The organism is Kluyvera genomosp. 1, assembly GCF_001266615.1.
GTDB lineage: Bacteria > Pseudomonadota > Gammaproteobacteria > Enterobacterales > Enterobacteriaceae > Kluyvera > Kluyvera cryocrescens_A.
In genome coordinates, this window is sequence record NZ_LGHZ01000009.1 from 42,390 (window position 1) to 57,386 (window position 14,997).

Genomic DNA, 14,997 nt, shown 5'->3' on the forward strand with positions numbered 1-14,997 from the left:
AACCTTACCTATGGCACACTACAGCTTAACGCCGCGCGTCAAAGTGCTGGCTGAACGTTTACAGGCACACGCCAGCACGCTGTGCACCGAGCACGCAACGGTTCTGCATTCACTGGATGGCGATATCGCCGGTATTCCGGCCGCCGTCAAACCGGCACGCCGCTTCTATGAATTGATGCGCCAACTGCCGCTGACCATCAGCGCTGACGAACTGATTGTTGGCAACCAGACCCGTAAACCGCACGGCGCAATTTTCCACGACGAAAGCGCGGGCCAGCGGCCTTGCGCCTTCCAGTTCCTCAATCTCAACAGCGCTATCGATTCACCGGACTACAAGCTGGTGGTGGAAAAAGGCGTACTGGCGATTAAACACCAGTTAGAAGAGAAAACCCGTTCTCTGGGCAGCGCGGTCAGCCGCAGCGGCATGGATGAAGTCAACGGCTGCCGCGCGGCGATTTACGCCTGCGACGCGCTGATGGCGCTGGCGCAGAATCTGGCCAACAGCGCTGAAACACTTGCCGCCGCCGAAACCAACACCTTCCGCAAAGCCGAGCTGTTGGAAAGCGCGGCCATTTTGCACCACGTTCCGGCACACCCGGCACGCAGCTTTAAAGAAGCCTGCCAGGCGTTCTATCTGTTCCAGCTCGCTCTCCAGCTCGATAACGGTAGCTACGCGGTCAACCCGGAAGGCGCCGACAAAGCGCTGCTGCCGTACTACCAGCATGACATCGCTAACGGCACGCTGAACGAAGCCCAGGCGTATGAAATCGTCGAATGCCTGTGGTTCAAGCTGGCTGAACTGAGCGAAGTACGCGCCGCCAGCGCTATTGATGGCTATCCAATGTTCGACGCCCTGCTCCACGGCGCGAGCCTTGAAAAAGCCAATATCAACGCCCTGTCTGAGATGTTCCTTAGCGCCCAGCAAAACCTGAGCGCCCTGCATCTGCCGGTGCGTCTGTTCAAAGGCGTACAGGCCGTTTCCAGCGCACCGTTTGCCGCCACCAGCGCGACCACCACGGCCGAAGGCTTGACCCCGCGTATGCAGCGCCTGCGCAACCATTACCTGACCGTGCGTCCAAGCGTGTCGATTTACCGCGCGCTGGCCTTTACCGAAGTGGTCAAAGCCAACCCGGGCATGCCGACCATTCTCCTGCGCGCCAAAGCGTTCCGCCACGCCTGCGAAACCGCGCCGATTCTGATTCAGGACGATGAGCTGATCGTCGGCCATCCGTGCGGGAAGCCGCGCGCCGGGGCCTTCTCACCGGATATCGCCTGGCGCTGGGTACGCGACGAACTCGACACCATGAGTACACGTCCACAGGATCCATTTGAAATCAGCGAAGAAGACAAGAAAACCATTCGCGAAGAGATCGTGCCTTTCTGGGAAGGCCGTTCGTTGGATGAGATTTGCGAAGCCCAGTACCGTGAAGCGGGCGTGTGGGCATTCAGCGGCGAAACCTTCGTTAGCGACCTCTCCTACCACCAGATCAACGGCGGCGGCGATACCTGCCCTGGCTACGACGTGCTGCTGTTCACCAAAGGGATGAACGGCATTAAAGCCGATGCCGAAGCCCATCTTGCCAGCCTGAGCATGGAAAACCCGGAAGATATCGACCGTATTTACTACTACAAAGCGGCGATTGAAACCTGCGAAGGGGTGGTGAACTACGCGCACCGTATCGCAGCGCATGCCCGTGAACTGGCAGCCGTTGAGCAAAACGCCCAGCGTCGCGCCGAGCTGCTGACCATCGCGGAAGTGAACCAGAACGTCCCGGCCAATCCGCCGAAAACCCTGCAGGAAGCGCTGCAAAGCATCTGGACCGTGGAATCACTGTTTGAAATTGAAGAGAACCAGACCGGCCTATCGCTGGGTCGCGTTGACCAATATTGCTACCCGATGTTCGAGGCCGATATCCGCGAAGGCCGCCTGACCCACGACAGCGCGCTGGAGATGATGCAGGCCTTTATCATCAAATGCGCCGAGCTGATGTGGATGTCCAGCGAGCTGGGAGCGAAGTATTTCGCGGGCTACCAGCCGTTTATCAACCTGACCGTGGGCGGCCAGAAGCGCTCCGGCGGCGATGCCTGTAACGATTTGACCTATCTGATTATGGACGCCGTGCGCTTTGTGAAGGTTTATCAGCCGTCGCTGGCCTGCCGTATCCACAACCAGTCGCCGCAGAAGTACATGGAAAAAATCGTCGACGTGGTGAAAGCGGGCATGGGCTTCCCGGCCTGTCACTTCGATGACTCGCATATCAAGATGATGCTGCGCAAAGGCTTTGATTTCGAAGATGCGCGCGACTACTGCCTGATGGGCTGCGTTGAGCCGCAGAAATCCGGCCGCATCTACCAGTGGACCTCCACCGGCTACACCCAGTGGCCCATTGCCATCGAGTTCGTCTTAAACCGTGGCCGGATGGTGCTGTTCGATAGCTATCAGGGGCTGGATACCGGCGACCTGCGCGACCTGCACACCTTCGAGCAGTTCGATGCCGCCGTGAAACAGCAGATTGCCCATATCGTGCGCCTGTCGGCTATCGGTACGGTCATCAGCCAGCGCGTTCACCGCGACGTGGCGCCAAAACCGCTGATGTCGCTGCTGGTGGAAGGCTGCATGGAGAAAGGCAAAGACGTCGCCGCCGGCGGCGCGATGGTCAACCACGGTCCGGGGCTGATTTTCTCGGGCCTGGCGACCTACGTCGACTCCCTCGCCGCCATCCGCAAACTGGTGTACGAGGACAAGAAATATAGCCTCGAACAGATGCGCGATGCGATGCTCGCTAACTTTGAAGGCTATGAAGGCCTGCGCCGCGACTGCCTGAACGCGCCGAAGTACGGCAACGATGATAACTACGTGGATCAGTACGCGCTGGATATCACCGAGTGGACCGAGCGCGAGTGCCGCAAATACAAAATGCTCTACTCCACCCTGAGCCACGGCACCCTGTCTATTTCCAACAACACGCCAATCGGCGAACTGACCAACGCCACGCCAAACGGCCGACTGGCGTGGATGCCGCTCTCCGACGGGATCAGCCCAACCCAAGGCGCGGATAAGCAAGGCCCAACGGCAATCATCAAGTCGGTCAGCAAGATGAACGTTGAAACCATGAACATCGGCATGGTGCACAACTTCAAATTCCTGCAAGGGCTGCTCGATACCCCTGAAGGACGCTACGGCCTGATTACGCTGCTGCGCACCGCGTCGATTCTCGGCAACGGCCAGATGCAGTTCAGCTACGTCGATAACGAAGTGCTGAAAAAAGCGCAGCAGGAGCCGGAAAAATACCGCGACCTGATCGTCCGCGTGGCGGGCTACAGCGCCTACTTCGTGGAGCTGTGCAAAGAAGTTCAGGACGAGATCATCAGCCGTACGGTGATTGAGAAGTTCTGATAGACGGAACGCGTTGGGACAAGGAAGTCCGAAGTTTTCAGGAGACAAGCGTGATGGGCAAGACTCAAGAATTAACCGGTCGAATTTTTAATATTCAGAAGTATTCGATCTATGACGGTGATGGCATTCGCACGCTGGTGTTTTTCAAGGGCTGCAATATTCGCTGCCCGTGGTGCGCCAACCCGGAAGGGCTGAGCAGTCAGTTTCAGGTGATGTTCTCGCAGGACAAATGCATCAACTGCGGTGATTGCGTCAACGTCTGCCCGGCGGGGATTCACTACCGCGTGGAAGAAAACGGTGAGATGAAGCACTTCGTCAACCGCAACAAAGACTGCATTGGCTGCCGCAAGTGCGAAGAGATTTGTACCCAAAACGCGCTGGATATTATGGGCAAAGACGTCACCGTCAGCGAGCTGATGGAGATCATCATGCAGGATTATGATTTCTACATCTCCTCCGGCGGCGGCGTGACCATCGGCGGCGGCGAGATGAGCCTACAAACCGATTTTGCCGTCGCCCTGTTCAGCGAATGCAAAAAGATGATGCTCAACACCGCCGTCGAAACCCAGGGAACCACCCCGCTGGCCAACTATCAAAAGCTGGCGCCGGTCACCGATACCTTCTTATTTGATATCAAGCAAATCGACAGCGACCACCATAAAACGCTGTTTGGAATCGGTAACGAAGGCGTTCGCCGCAACCTCGAATGGCTGGTGGACTCGGGTGCCAATGTGATTGTGCGTATGCCGCTGGTGCGCGGCTATAACGATTCGTGGGAAGCCATTACCGGGGCAATTGACTACGTTCAAAAGCTGGCAAAACGCGGCAATATTCGCCGCATCGATATGCTGCCGTACCACCAGCTCGGACGCAAAAAGTATGAGCGCCTCGAAATGCCCTACCCGATCTTAAAGGATCCGACCTACAGCGTCGAAGAGCTGGACAAGCTGGAGACGTTCTTCACCCAGTTTGATTTTGATATTCGCTTAGTGCGTCATTAAAGGAGCCGAAAATGAAAAGTTTAGGCGTGATAGAAACGCGAGGATTGGTCGCCGCCATTCAGGCGGTTGATGCGGCCTGTAAAGCCGCAGGCGTCACCTGTATTGGCTATCGCAAGGTCGGTTCAGGGCTGGTGAGCGTCTGTTTTGAAGGCGAGATTAGTGCCATTCATACCGCTATCGAGCGCGGCGTCGCGGTGGCTTCCACCACCGACACGCAGGTGCATTCGCTAGTGATTGCCCGTCCGGAACGCTGCGTGGTTGAGGCACTCAGCAATCTAAAAGGCCAGCCGTGCGTCAAAGCCGCCGTGGCGGAAAAAGTGGTGATGGAAGACCCTGCCGCTCCGATTGCCATCCCTCAGGAGAAAGCCCCCACTCAATCTCCGGTCGCCAATGATAAGAAAGGGAAAAAGGCATGATTGACGCCCTGCTACAGGAGAAAATCAGCGCCCGACTGAGTGAGACCGCGCCGGCGATCCCGGTCGGGATCTCTAATCGCCACGTCCATCTGTCACAGCAGGACGTCGAGGTGCTATTTGGTAAAGGCTACGCGCTGACGCCCTTTAAGCCGCTACGCCAGCCAGGACAGTTTGCCGCCGAAGAGTGCGTCACCATCGTCGGCCCGAAAGGCTCGCTGACCCACGTGCGCGTGCTCGGTCCGACCCGCCCTGTCACTCAACTGGAAGTGTCGCGCGCCGATTGTTTTGCGCTGGGTATTAAAGCCCCGGTGCGCGAATCCGGCCAACTGGACGGTGCGGGCAGCGCGCTGCTGGTTGGCCCAAAAGGCCACGTCGAGCTGAACTCGCAGGTGATTTGCGCCTGGCGACACATTCATATGTCGCCGACGGATGCTCGTCACCTGAACGTCAGCAACGGGCAAAAGGTCAGCGTACGCAGCAACGGCGAACGTCAGTTAATCTTTGATGAAGTGGTGGTGCGGGTGCGGGAGGATTTCGCGCTGGAATTCCACATCGATACCGAAGAAGCCAACGCCGCCGGGTTGAAAAACGGTGCGCAGGTGACGCTGGTGCGCTAAGGAGGCCGTCATGACCGAGCAGCAGATTGACCATTTGGTCGCGCAAATTCTCAAGCGAATGCAGCCGCCGGTGCTAGTGCTGGTCACCGCCGCCTCCGGCTATCGCGACGAGATTCGCCAGCGGCTGGCAGGATGTGGTGAACGCCTGCATCTGGCGCTGGACGGTGAAATGGATGACGCTGCGTGCTGGCAGGCGCTCGGTCAGTTCCTGCCCGCCGCCGCCTGGCAAAACGCTCGGCCCGGCGTGGCCTATAAAGCGCTGCTGGTACCGTTTATCGACTACCCGCTGGCAGCGGATCTGGTCAGCGGCCGGTTAGACTCACCGGCCGCACGTCGGCTGCACGAGGCGCTGCTGGCGGATGTTCCAGTGCTGGCGCTGCGGTATCACTGTAGCCCGCACAGTGAGCTCAATCAGCTGCGCGGTACGGTCGCCGACAGCGCCTATGCGTCCCACGTGGAAACGACATTGAGTCAGCTGGCCGCGTGCGGCGTCAGCCTGTGTACGATGAATGAACTGCTGGAGAAACTGGCATTGGGAGAGCGCGAATCGACGGCGAGTGCGACGCCGCGTCGTTATCTGACTGTCACAGATATCGTTAATAATCCGTCGCTGGCCGGGACACCTAACGCCGTGATGACCGATGCTGCCGTCGATTTTATAAAAGCACAGAAAAAAAACACCTTACCTCGATAATACACACTGGAGTTTAGATTATGTCTTCGAAAACAAAATGCTGGCTATGGATGCTGCTGGTTATCGTGTCGGAAACCTCAGCCACGTCAACGCTTAAGATGTTCGATTCCAGCGAAGGGATGACCAAAACCCTGCTGCTGGCGCTGATCGTCGTGCTGTACTGCGTCTGCTACTACTCGTTATCCCGCGCGGTAAAAGATATTCCGGTTGGGCTGGCCTACGCCACGTGGTCCGGTACCGGCATCCTGGTAGTGTCCACTCTTGGGATGGCGTTCTACGGCCAGCACCCGGATACGGCGGCCATCATCGGTATGGCGATTATCGCCAGCGGCATTGTGATCATGAACCTGTTCTCGAAAATGGGTCATGAAGAAGCGGAAGAAACACCGCCAACGCCGGTTTCCACTCTCGATAAAAACGTTGCCAACTAATAGAAAAGGAATGACCTATGTTTAATCTTGGATTTTTATGGCTGGCACTGTCTATCGGTTCCGAAATCACCGGTACATCAATGATTAAAAAGACCAATGGCTTTAGCAAACTGGGGCCGTCGGTACTGGTGGTGTGCGCCTATGCGCTGTGCTACTTCGCGTTGACCCGCGCGATGAGCACCATTCCAGTCGGCGTGGCCTACTCGCTGTGGTGCGGTTTTGGTATCGTTGGCGTGACCATCTGCTCAATGATCCTCTATAAGCAAAAACCTGATCTGCCCGCCCTATTCGCCATGCTGCTGATTATCAGCGGCGGGATTATCATGAACGTCTTCTCCGGCATGTAAGTTTTATCAGGCCTTCCCCTCTGCGGGAAGGCCTTTTGCATCCTCACTCACGGTCCCCTTTATTATTTCATCCACGAATCGTCGTTGTCTGCTATATTCCTCTGAAAAAATACGCATTCACATAAATATATTCCACCCGGGCCTCCTCCAACATTCCTCAAATTTATAAACGGAAGGATTCATTCCATAAATTCAGGAACAAGACCTTCCTCAATGACAAATATCTTCCGCCTCCACATACACAATCCTGAATACCATTCGGAAATACTATCAGTGATGAAAAGTTTTTATTTATAATTGATTTACACAAAACCATAAAAAGCTGAAAAACCATCGCATTTTTATTTTTATCTCATTGTTATATAAAGATATAAGACAGGCAATCATTATAAATAAAGATCGTTTTAACCAATCAATCATTGGCTATCGATCGTTCCTTCCTGGTTTATCATTAATATCATTTACGATCGGTTTGAACGATCGATAGGAATCACTTCAATCGACTTTGACAATGATATTTACAGGTTGTAACATGCGCCCCCTTAAATAAATAGCAGCCTGGTTAATACCAAAACCTTAAGAATAGCGCAGAGGGGAAATAATACTTCCTCCCCTGACTCATTGCTGCTATCACACGAAAAACTGTTCTTGCTCGAATGGATTTATCGATTTTTGCTTCTGGAGAAAGCTGTGATTCGGAACCTCAATTTCCGCCGCCCGTTGAATGTTTGTTTTTTGATAACGGCCATCGTCCTGACCATTGCCTGCACTTCGCTGCTGGCTATCCAATGGCACGATGTCAAAAATGGCTACCAGCGGCAAAACCTTCGCTACGTGCAGAATCTGGCCTCATATACTGAGAAGTATCTCTCTGGCTACGAGAGCATGCTGGATGAGACCATCACACAGCTTATCAATAGTGATCGTCATAGCGCGAACAACAATGTCGCCGAGAACGATGAACTCCGACACTGGCTGTTTGAGCGCTTTAACGCCATGCCTGATGCTCGCTCGCTGGTTTACGCGGACCGCAAAGGCAATTTTATCCGCCTGCCAAACGTCGAGCTCAGCGAGAAAGCCAGAAATGATACCGATCCTCGGACCAAGATTTGGTATACCGACGCAACCCGCGACGACTTTGACAGCGCGCACTACACCAGCAGCCACGACATTTTCGACAACGGCAGCAGCACCTTGACCATTTCGAAATCGTTGGTTAACAGCATCGATGGCGAAAAGCTTGGTGTGCTGGCAATACGCCTTAACGAAGAATCCAGTTCAAACATTCTGGGCTCTGCCCATCCCCCCCTTCCCGGCCAAAAATGGATCATGGATGCCAACGGCCAACAGGTAGCCAGCGAAAGAGGAAAAATCAATCCCGTCCTGCTGGCAGATGTCGCGCAACGGCTCCATAAATCCTCACCCTTCTTCTATCTCCCCGATACCGATAAATGGTACTTCGTTAGCGCCATCGGCGAGACGGGTTGGTTTCTGGTGCATGAAGTGCGCGATGGCGATTTAACCTCACTGGTGTATGACCGCAGCGCAAACGTACTCTACTGCCTGTTCTTCGCTCTGCTGGCGCTATTTGTTTGCTGGTGGATGGTGCGTATTTCCTTAAACGCGCTGTACATTCGTATTGCTAACGGCATCCGCAATGGCGCAATTGAACAAAAGGCGGCTGAAGAGCTGCTGTATGAGGAGATCCATAACACCTCCGTGCAGCAGGAGGTGAGCAAGAACGAAGCGCTCACCGACGGATTAACCGAGCTGAAAAATCGCCGCGCCTTCGATAACGATATTGAATTCCATCAGCAATCCAACAATCTGTGCGTCGCCCTTATTGATATCGATAATTTTAAGGCTATCAATGATACCTACGGCCACGCGACTGGCGATATGGTACTGAAAACCGTGTCGGATATTGGCCTACGCCTGCGTGGGCTGGAAAACATCAGCCTCTACCGCTACGGCGGCGAAGAAATTGCCGTACTGTTTCAGGACATGGCTGTGGAAGATGCGCAAGCTTTCCTCGAAAGATGGCGCGAAACCTGTGCCCAGCGTCGGTTCCGCGAAACGAAACTGCATGTGACCTTCAGCGGTGGCGTCAGCGCGAAAGGCAGCCTGAGCATGGAAGCGTCTCTGGCTCAGGCGGATAAGCTGCTTTATCAGGCCAAGCGAAAGGGTAAAAATCAGATTCTTAGCGGTAACGCTGAGGCGGCCTAAGGACGACCTTTCCTCATAACTCACCACAAGGTGCGCCACGCCGCGATGAGCAACCGGCAGCGCACCTTGCCCTATCCCCCAATAACCAGCGTTCACAAAATAAAGCCGCTGACCGCGTGTTGAATTACCGTCTATATTAAGTCATCAATTGAATACGTGCCTCTCAATAATAGACCGCCAGCTATTTTGTTTTATTTTTAATGAAACAAAATAAGTGATAAAAATCACAACAACCAACCCAAACCCTCTCATCCTTTAGCAACAACACGCGCCAGCCTGCATTTTTGAAACATCGTGCCACTTTATCTCCTTCGGGGTTATTTTTTGTGAACGCGGTCGTCGAAATAAATTGTTACAGCAATTAATCTAGCGACGTAACATCGTTAAAGTCATTATTCGCCGTCTCCTTAACCCAGACGGTCATCACTCTGTTTTTCCCTATTAATGGATATTAATAAGTGTCTGGAGAAGGAAAATGAAGCTGACGAAAACCCTGTTAAGTTTATGTATTAGTTCAACCCTGTTGTTCACCACCGGTTCTGCCCTCGCCCAGACTCTGCGCGCGGCAGACGTTCATCCCGCTGACTATCCCAACGTTGTCGCCGTTAAACACATGGGCGAAAAGCTCAGCAAGGCTACCGAAGGTCGTCTGGATATCAAGACCTTCCCTGGTGGCGTGCTTGGTGATGAGAAGCAGATGATTGAGCAGGCACAATTGGGTGCAATCGATATTATTCGCGTATCAATGGCGCCTGTTGCCGCGATTTTACCGGAAATTAACGTATTTACCCTGCCGTATATTTTCCGTGATGAAAACCATATGCACCAAGTGCTGGATGGGATGATTGGCCAGGAAATCGGCGATCGTCTGACCGGCAACAGCAAGTCGCGCCTGGTATTTCTCGGCTGGATGGATGCCGGGACTCGCAACTTGATTACCAAAGAGCCGGTGGTCAAAGCCGACGACCTGAAAGGAATGAAGATTCGCGTGCAAACCAGCCCGGTAGCGCTGGATACGCTCAAAGCCATGGGCGCCAACGCGGTGGCGATGGGCACCAGCGAAGTCTTCAGCGGCATGCAGACCGGTGTGATTGATGGCACCGAAAATAACCCACCAACATTTGTGGCACATAACTATTTGCCGGTGGCTAAAAACTATACCTGGAGTAAACACTTTATTATTCCTGAACTGTTCTTATTTTCTAAACCAAAATGGGACAAGCTGAAAAAAGAGGACCAGGAATTAATATTAAAACTGGCTAAAGAAGCCCAGACCGAACAGCGTGAGCTGTGGCAAGCCTATAATGAGAAATCTCTCGAAACCATGAAAGCCAATGGCGTTCAATTCCACAATATCGATACCGAATATTTTTATAATGCCACACAAGCCGTGCGTGATAAATACGGTAAAGACCATCAGGATCTGATCCAGAAAATTCAGGATGTGAAGTAATCCTTCAGGCGGGTGATTGATTCCACCCGCCTGAACCTGCGTATTAATTCGAGGTTATGCTTATGGATGAACGCTATTCATCAATCATGGATATTATCTACCGCATCTCCATGTGGATTGCCGGGCTCGCGCTGTTAGTGATGGTGGCGGTCATTCCGGTCGGGATTTTTGCTCGCTACGTCATGAACAGTGCGCTCTCCTGGCCTGAACCCGTCGCCATCTTATGCATGGTGACCTTTACTTTTATCGGTGCCGCCGTTAGCTACCGTGCCGGTTCGCATATCGCAGTCAGCATGGTCACCGATCGATTAAGCGAAGGCGCTCGACGCCTCTGCCTGATTCTGGCGGATATCACCATGATGGCGATAAGTCTGTTCATCCTCTGGTACGGCACCCTACTGTGCTATGAGCTGTGGGAACAGCCGGTGGCAGAATTCCCACTCCTGACTGCCGGCGAAAACTATCTGCCGCTACCGATAGGTTCCGCGATAACCATTCTTTTCATCATTGAAAAGCTCTGGCGCGGCCCGCAGTATCAACGCCCTATCGTCATTCTGGGTTCCAGCAGTTAATCCCCCTCTTTTTGAGAAAAGGAAAGCAGATGGACGCATTTATTCTCGTCTTTACGCTGGCAATTATGTTGGCGATTGGGGTGCCGGTGGCCTTCGCGGTGGGCATCAGCGCCATCGTTGGTGCCTGGTATATCGATATTCCACTTGAAGCGGTGATGATTCAGCTCACCAATGGGGTCAACAAGTTCTCGCTACTGGCGATCCCGTTCTTCATCCTGGCCGGAGCGATCATGGCCGAGGGCGGTATCGCCCGCCGATTGGTCAATTTTGCTTATATCTTCGTCGGTTTTATTCGCGGCGGGCTGTCGCTGGTGAACATTGTCGCCTCAACCTTCTTTGGCGCCATTTCCGGCTCGTCGGTAGCGGATACCGCCTCGATTGGTTCAGTGATGATCCCGGAGATGGATAAAAAAGGCTATCCGCGTGACTTTGCCGCCGCGGTTACCGCCAGCGGTTCGGTACAGGCGATCCTCACGCCACCCAGCCATAACTCGGTTATTTATTCGCTGGCAACCGGCGGCACGGTGTCCATTGCCGCGCTGTTTATCGCCGGTATTCTGCCGGGGCTGCTGTTGAGCTTTACTCTGATGGTAATGTGCGTCGGCTTCGCCCACAAACGCGGTTACCCGAAAGGCGAACGCGTACCGTTTCGTCAGGCGCTGAAAATTTTCGTCGATACTCTGTGGGGATTGATGACCGTGGTGATCATCATGGGCGGGATCCTCTCTGGCATCTTCACCGCCACTGAATCCGCAGCAATTGCCTGCCTCTGGTCGTTCTTCGTGACGATGTTTATCTATCGCGATTATAAATGGTCAGAACTGCCAAAACTGATGTACCGCACGGTGAAAACCGTCACTATTGTGATGATCCTTATCGGTTTTGCTGCCGCTTTCGGTGCCATCATGACCTACATGCAGCTGCCCATGCGCATCACCGAGGCCTTCACCAGCATCTCCGATAATAAGTACGTTATCCTGATGTGCATTAACATCATGCTGCTGCTTATCGGCACGCTGATGGACATGGCGCCGCTGATTTTGATCCTCACCCCGGTGCTACTACCGGTGACCAACGCCTTGGGCATCGACCCGGTGCATTTCGGCATGATTATGCTGGTTAACCTCGGCATTGGCTTGATTACCCCGCCGGTCGGTTCGGTACTGTTTGTGGCCAGCGCCGTCAGTAAGCAAAAAATTGAGCAGGTGGTGAAGGCAATGCTGCCCTTCTACGCGGTCCTGTTCCTGGTGCTCATGCTGGTAACCTACATCCCCGCAATTTCGCTATTCCTGCCTAAATTCTTCGGCGTTCTATGACAGCCAGGGGCTACCTCAGGTAGCCCCTCACATTTTATTGAGTATGACTAATTATGTTTGTTTTGTGCGTTAAGTTAATACTTATGGAGTATTTTTAAACAGACTTCTATTTGAATATTCTGATAATAGGTACATTCTTTATATTGATATAGCCTCTAGGGTTTCCCGGTTCTATAATCCACGCCCTATTACGTCCTCCACTTCCCGCTCGATCGTTAAGGATTATCGATGCCCACGCAGCGTCCGGTCAGACACATCACGAGCGTGCTGATCGTCTCTATATTTTTGCCTATTGCCCTGAGCCTCTGGCTCGCCCATCGTCAGGCCCACGAACTGTTCAAACAGGAAATGGACAACTACACCGAAAGCGTGCTGGAGCGAACCCGCCATGTTAAACAACAGGCGCGGACCGCCCTCGCGGAAGCCAATAGTTTTCGGGGCGTTCCCTGCAGTCCTGAGCATCTGCAGCATATTCAAAAGGTGTCGTACATCCACCAGTACATCCAAAGTATTTTTTACCTGGATAGCACCAAACCCGCCTGCAATATGCTCAGGAACGTCCTCTCAGAAAAAGTGCCCGGCTCTGAATATGTGACGCCCGCTGGCTATCACGTATGGTTAACCTCGCGCCATGACCTGAATATTGATAACAACATGGTCGCCATCAGCAGCGGTCAATATATGGCGGTTATCGATCCCGATTCGCTCATCGATGTGCTTCCACACCCGGCCTATCCGATTTATGCCGCGATTATCAGCACCCGTGGAGAGCGGATCATCGCAAGTAATCATCCTCTCGATCCGGAAATTTGGAAAAATACCCTACACGGTTTCCAGCCTATGACGGAAGCCAACGGTATGGTGTACAAGCAGCAAAGACTGCCACCGGTTGGCGCCATTTTGCTCACCTGGGCGCCCACTGCACCTATCGAGGTCAACTGGATCCGGCAGCTATTGTTCTGGCTTCCGGTCGGTCTGGTACTTAGCGGTCTGGCGACCTTCATCGTGCTGCGCATTGTGCGTCGGCTGCAATCCTCTCACTACCGTATTCTTGATGCGATAAAGGAAGGGGAATTTACCGTACATTATCAGCCTATTGTCGAGCTAAAAACTGGCCGTGTGATCGGTGCAGAAGCGCTAGCTCGCTGGCAGCAGCCGGAAGGCCGTTGGCTGCCGCCGGATATTTTTATCACCCTGGCTGAACAGGCGGGCGTTATCCGGCCGCTGACTGAATATATCGTCCGCAACGTGTTTAGCGATATGGGCCGCTGGCTCGCCCAGCATCCTGATTTGTATATCTCGATCAATATCGCCGCGGCCGATCTGCTATCGCCGACCCTACCGGCGCTGATTAATCAGCAGGTCCAGCAGTGGCAAGTGTCAACGAAACAGATTGCCATCGAGCTAACGGAACGCAATCTGGCGGATCCCCAAACGGCACTCCCGGTACTCCAGGCCTACCGCGAACTGGGCCACACGGTCTATATCGACGATTTCGGCGTCGGCTATTCCAGCCTGAGCTACCTCCAGGATCTGGAGGTCGATACGCTAAAAATAGACAAGTCCTTTGTCGATACGCTGGAATCTAATCACGTGATTGGCCACATTATTGAGATGGCGAAGTCACTCAATTTATCGACGGTCGCGGAAGGCATTGAGTGCATTCGCCAGCGCGACTGGCTAGTTGCCCATGGCGTTTACTCAGGCCAGGGCTGGTTGTTTAGTAAGCCGCTACCAAAACAGGCATTTATCGATTGGGTTAAGGACAATCTCAGCCAGTCGAAAACTTAATGATGATAGGGTAAGGCGTGGACGGATAAAGGGCTTTCAGACAGTTTATGACAGTGCTGAAGGGCCTTTTTTCCGGCGTAGCGAAAGAGAAATTCGCCGCTGTGGGATTTATGAATGAACTGGTCACCATTGGAAAACTTCACCAGGTCGATGCCATTGTGCGTTCGGTGACCCGCGCCCACTTCATAATGCCCTTTCCACAGTTCAGAGACATGGTCATAAACATGCAGCGTGACTTCAACAATCCCTCGTGACGGGCAGTTCAAACGTAAAAGCGTTGACGTAAAATCCAAAGCCAAAACTGGAGCAGAAATTAGAGCTAAAAGTAACAACAGGTGTTTCATCGTTTTAAGGTATGCCTCATTAGAATGGCCGGCTACCATACAGGCTCAGTTAATTCATAATTTGTTCTGGCGCAATAAAATTAGAAAAATGAAAATAGGCTGTCAAAAACAAAACCCACCTCACATTATTTACAATGCAGTCGGAAAGAAAACTTCCGTTTAATCATTTCGCAGGGGATGATTTCCATTATGATTATTTACACGGGTACTTCTTCTCTTTTGGATTAATTTTCAGCATTCGATATGTTCTCCTGGAGAATTATAAATCGTGCACCTGAACGTAATTCATATAATTCCCCACTGCTTATACCCACGTTCTGGGGCTTCTTCTCTACAGCTCACGCAATAGGATGAAACTACTCGATATTGCAGATAATGGCCGCTTAGCCTGC

Annotated in this window: 13 protein-coding genes; 12 read left to right on the plus strand and 1 reads right to left on the minus strand. The window is 53.0% G+C overall.

Features of this window, described 5'->3' with window-relative positions; genetic code table 11:
- The first annotated feature begins 10 nt into the window (after positions 1-10).
- From cutC to KP80_RS05840, 12 genes are all read left to right on the plus strand, one after another.
- A complete protein-coding gene (gene cutC / locus KP80_RS05785) occupies positions 11-3,397 on the plus strand; it encodes a choline trimethylamine-lyase (RefSeq protein ID WP_052282642.1) in 3,387 nt (1,128 codons plus the stop codon).
- A 53-nt stretch (positions 3,398-3,450) separates the two neighbouring features.
- Positions 3,451-4,398, plus strand: coding sequence for a choline TMA-lyase-activating enzyme (cutD, locus tag KP80_RS05790; protein WP_052282643.1), 948 nt, complete (start codon positions 3,451-3,453; stop codon positions 4,396-4,398).
- A gap of 11 nt (positions 4,399-4,409) precedes the next feature.
- The gene (locus tag KP80_RS05795) at positions 4,410-4,814 is read left to right on the plus strand and encodes a BMC domain-containing protein (RefSeq protein WP_052282644.1); all 405 of its coding nucleotides are present in this window, start codon (positions 4,410-4,412) and stop codon (positions 4,812-4,814) included.
- Positions 4,811-5,431: a phosphate propanoyltransferase gene (locus tag KP80_RS05800; RefSeq protein ID WP_052282645.1), complete on the plus strand. Its 621-nt coding sequence runs from the start codon at positions 4,811-4,813 to the stop codon at positions 5,429-5,431. The genes KP80_RS05795 and KP80_RS05800 overlap by 4 nt, the downstream gene beginning before the upstream one ends.
- A gap of 10 nt (positions 5,432-5,441) precedes the next feature.
- Complete coding sequence (locus tag KP80_RS05805; protein ID WP_052282646.1) at positions 5,442-6,125, plus strand: hypothetical protein; 684 nt, start codon at positions 5,442-5,444, stop codon at positions 6,123-6,125.
- Positions 6,126-6,145: 20 nt separating this feature from the next.
- Positions 6,146-6,556 carry a DMT family transporter gene (locus tag KP80_RS05810; protein WP_052282647.1) on the plus strand — a complete coding sequence of 137 codons (411 nt, stop codon included), beginning with the start codon at positions 6,146-6,148 and terminating at the stop codon, positions 6,554-6,556.
- A 17-nt stretch (positions 6,557-6,573) separates the two neighbouring features.
- Positions 6,574-6,903: a DMT family transporter gene (locus KP80_RS05815; RefSeq protein ID WP_052282648.1), complete on the plus strand. Its 330-nt coding sequence runs from the start codon at positions 6,574-6,576 to the stop codon at positions 6,901-6,903.
- Positions 6,904-7,593: 690 nt separating this feature from the next.
- Complete coding sequence (locus tag KP80_RS05820) at positions 7,594-9,129, plus strand: sensor domain-containing diguanylate cyclase (protein WP_156315607.1); 1,536 nt, start codon at positions 7,594-7,596, stop codon at positions 9,127-9,129.
- 475 nt (positions 9,130-9,604) lie between these two features.
- Positions 9,605-10,582, plus strand: coding sequence for a TRAP transporter substrate-binding protein (locus KP80_RS05825; protein ID WP_052282650.1), 978 nt, complete (start codon positions 9,605-9,607; stop codon positions 10,580-10,582).
- Between the two features lie 62 nt (positions 10,583-10,644).
- Positions 10,645-11,154 carry a TRAP transporter small permease gene (locus KP80_RS05830; protein ID WP_052282651.1) on the plus strand — a complete coding sequence of 170 codons (510 nt, stop codon included), beginning with the start codon at positions 10,645-10,647 and terminating at the stop codon, positions 11,152-11,154.
- Positions 11,155-11,183: 29 nt separating this feature from the next.
- Positions 11,184-12,470, plus strand: a complete 1,287-nt coding sequence (locus KP80_RS05835) for a TRAP transporter large permease (RefSeq protein ID WP_052282652.1) — start codon at positions 11,184-11,186, stop codon at positions 12,468-12,470.
- 228 nt (positions 12,471-12,698) lie between these two features.
- Positions 12,699-14,261, plus strand: coding sequence for an EAL domain-containing protein (locus KP80_RS05840; RefSeq protein WP_052282653.1), 1,563 nt, complete (start codon positions 12,699-12,701; stop codon positions 14,259-14,261).
- On the opposite strand, the gene KP80_RS22255 is transcribed toward KP80_RS05840, so the two are convergent.
- Entirely contained in the window at positions 14,258-14,605 is a 348-nt protein-coding gene (locus tag KP80_RS22255; RefSeq protein ID WP_072129055.1) for a hypothetical protein, read from the minus strand. The two genes, KP80_RS05840 and KP80_RS22255, sit on opposite strands and share 4 nt — an antisense overlap.
- Positions 14,606-14,997 lie beyond the last annotated feature (392 nt).

What these genes read in the sequence shown, in the direction of transcription:
- cutC (WP_052282642.1), top strand. Translation starts at nt 11, where the DNA reads ATGGCACACTACAGCTTAACGCCGCGCGTCAAAGTGCTGGCTGAACGT.
- cutD (WP_052282643.1), top strand. Translation starts at nt 3,451, where the DNA reads ATGGGCAAGACTCAAGAATTAACCGGTCGAATTTTTAATATTCAGAAG.
- KP80_RS05795 (WP_052282644.1), top strand. Translation starts at nt 4,410, where the DNA reads ATGAAAAGTTTAGGCGTGATAGAAACGCGAGGATTGGTCGCCGCCATT.
- KP80_RS05800 (WP_052282645.1), top strand. Translation starts at nt 4,811, where the DNA reads ATGATTGACGCCCTGCTACAGGAGAAAATCAGCGCCCGACTGAGTGAG.
- KP80_RS05805 (WP_052282646.1), top strand. Translation starts at nt 5,442, where the DNA reads ATGACCGAGCAGCAGATTGACCATTTGGTCGCGCAAATTCTCAAGCGA.
- KP80_RS05810 (WP_052282647.1), top strand. Translation starts at nt 6,146, where the DNA reads ATGTCTTCGAAAACAAAATGCTGGCTATGGATGCTGCTGGTTATCGTG.
- KP80_RS05815 (WP_052282648.1), top strand. Translation starts at nt 6,574, where the DNA reads ATGTTTAATCTTGGATTTTTATGGCTGGCACTGTCTATCGGTTCCGAA.
- KP80_RS05825 (WP_052282650.1), top strand. Translation starts at nt 9,605, where the DNA reads ATGAAGCTGACGAAAACCCTGTTAAGTTTATGTATTAGTTCAACCCTG.
- KP80_RS05830 (WP_052282651.1), top strand. Translation starts at nt 10,645, where the DNA reads ATGGATGAACGCTATTCATCAATCATGGATATTATCTACCGCATCTCC.
- KP80_RS05835 (WP_052282652.1), top strand. Translation starts at nt 11,184, where the DNA reads ATGGACGCATTTATTCTCGTCTTTACGCTGGCAATTATGTTGGCGATT.
- KP80_RS05840 (WP_052282653.1), top strand. Translation starts at nt 12,699, where the DNA reads ATGCCCACGCAGCGTCCGGTCAGACACATCACGAGCGTGCTGATCGTC.
- KP80_RS22255 (WP_072129055.1), bottom strand. Translation starts at nt 14,605, where the DNA reads ATGAAACACCTGTTGTTACTTTTAGCTCTAATTTCTGCTCCAGTTTTG.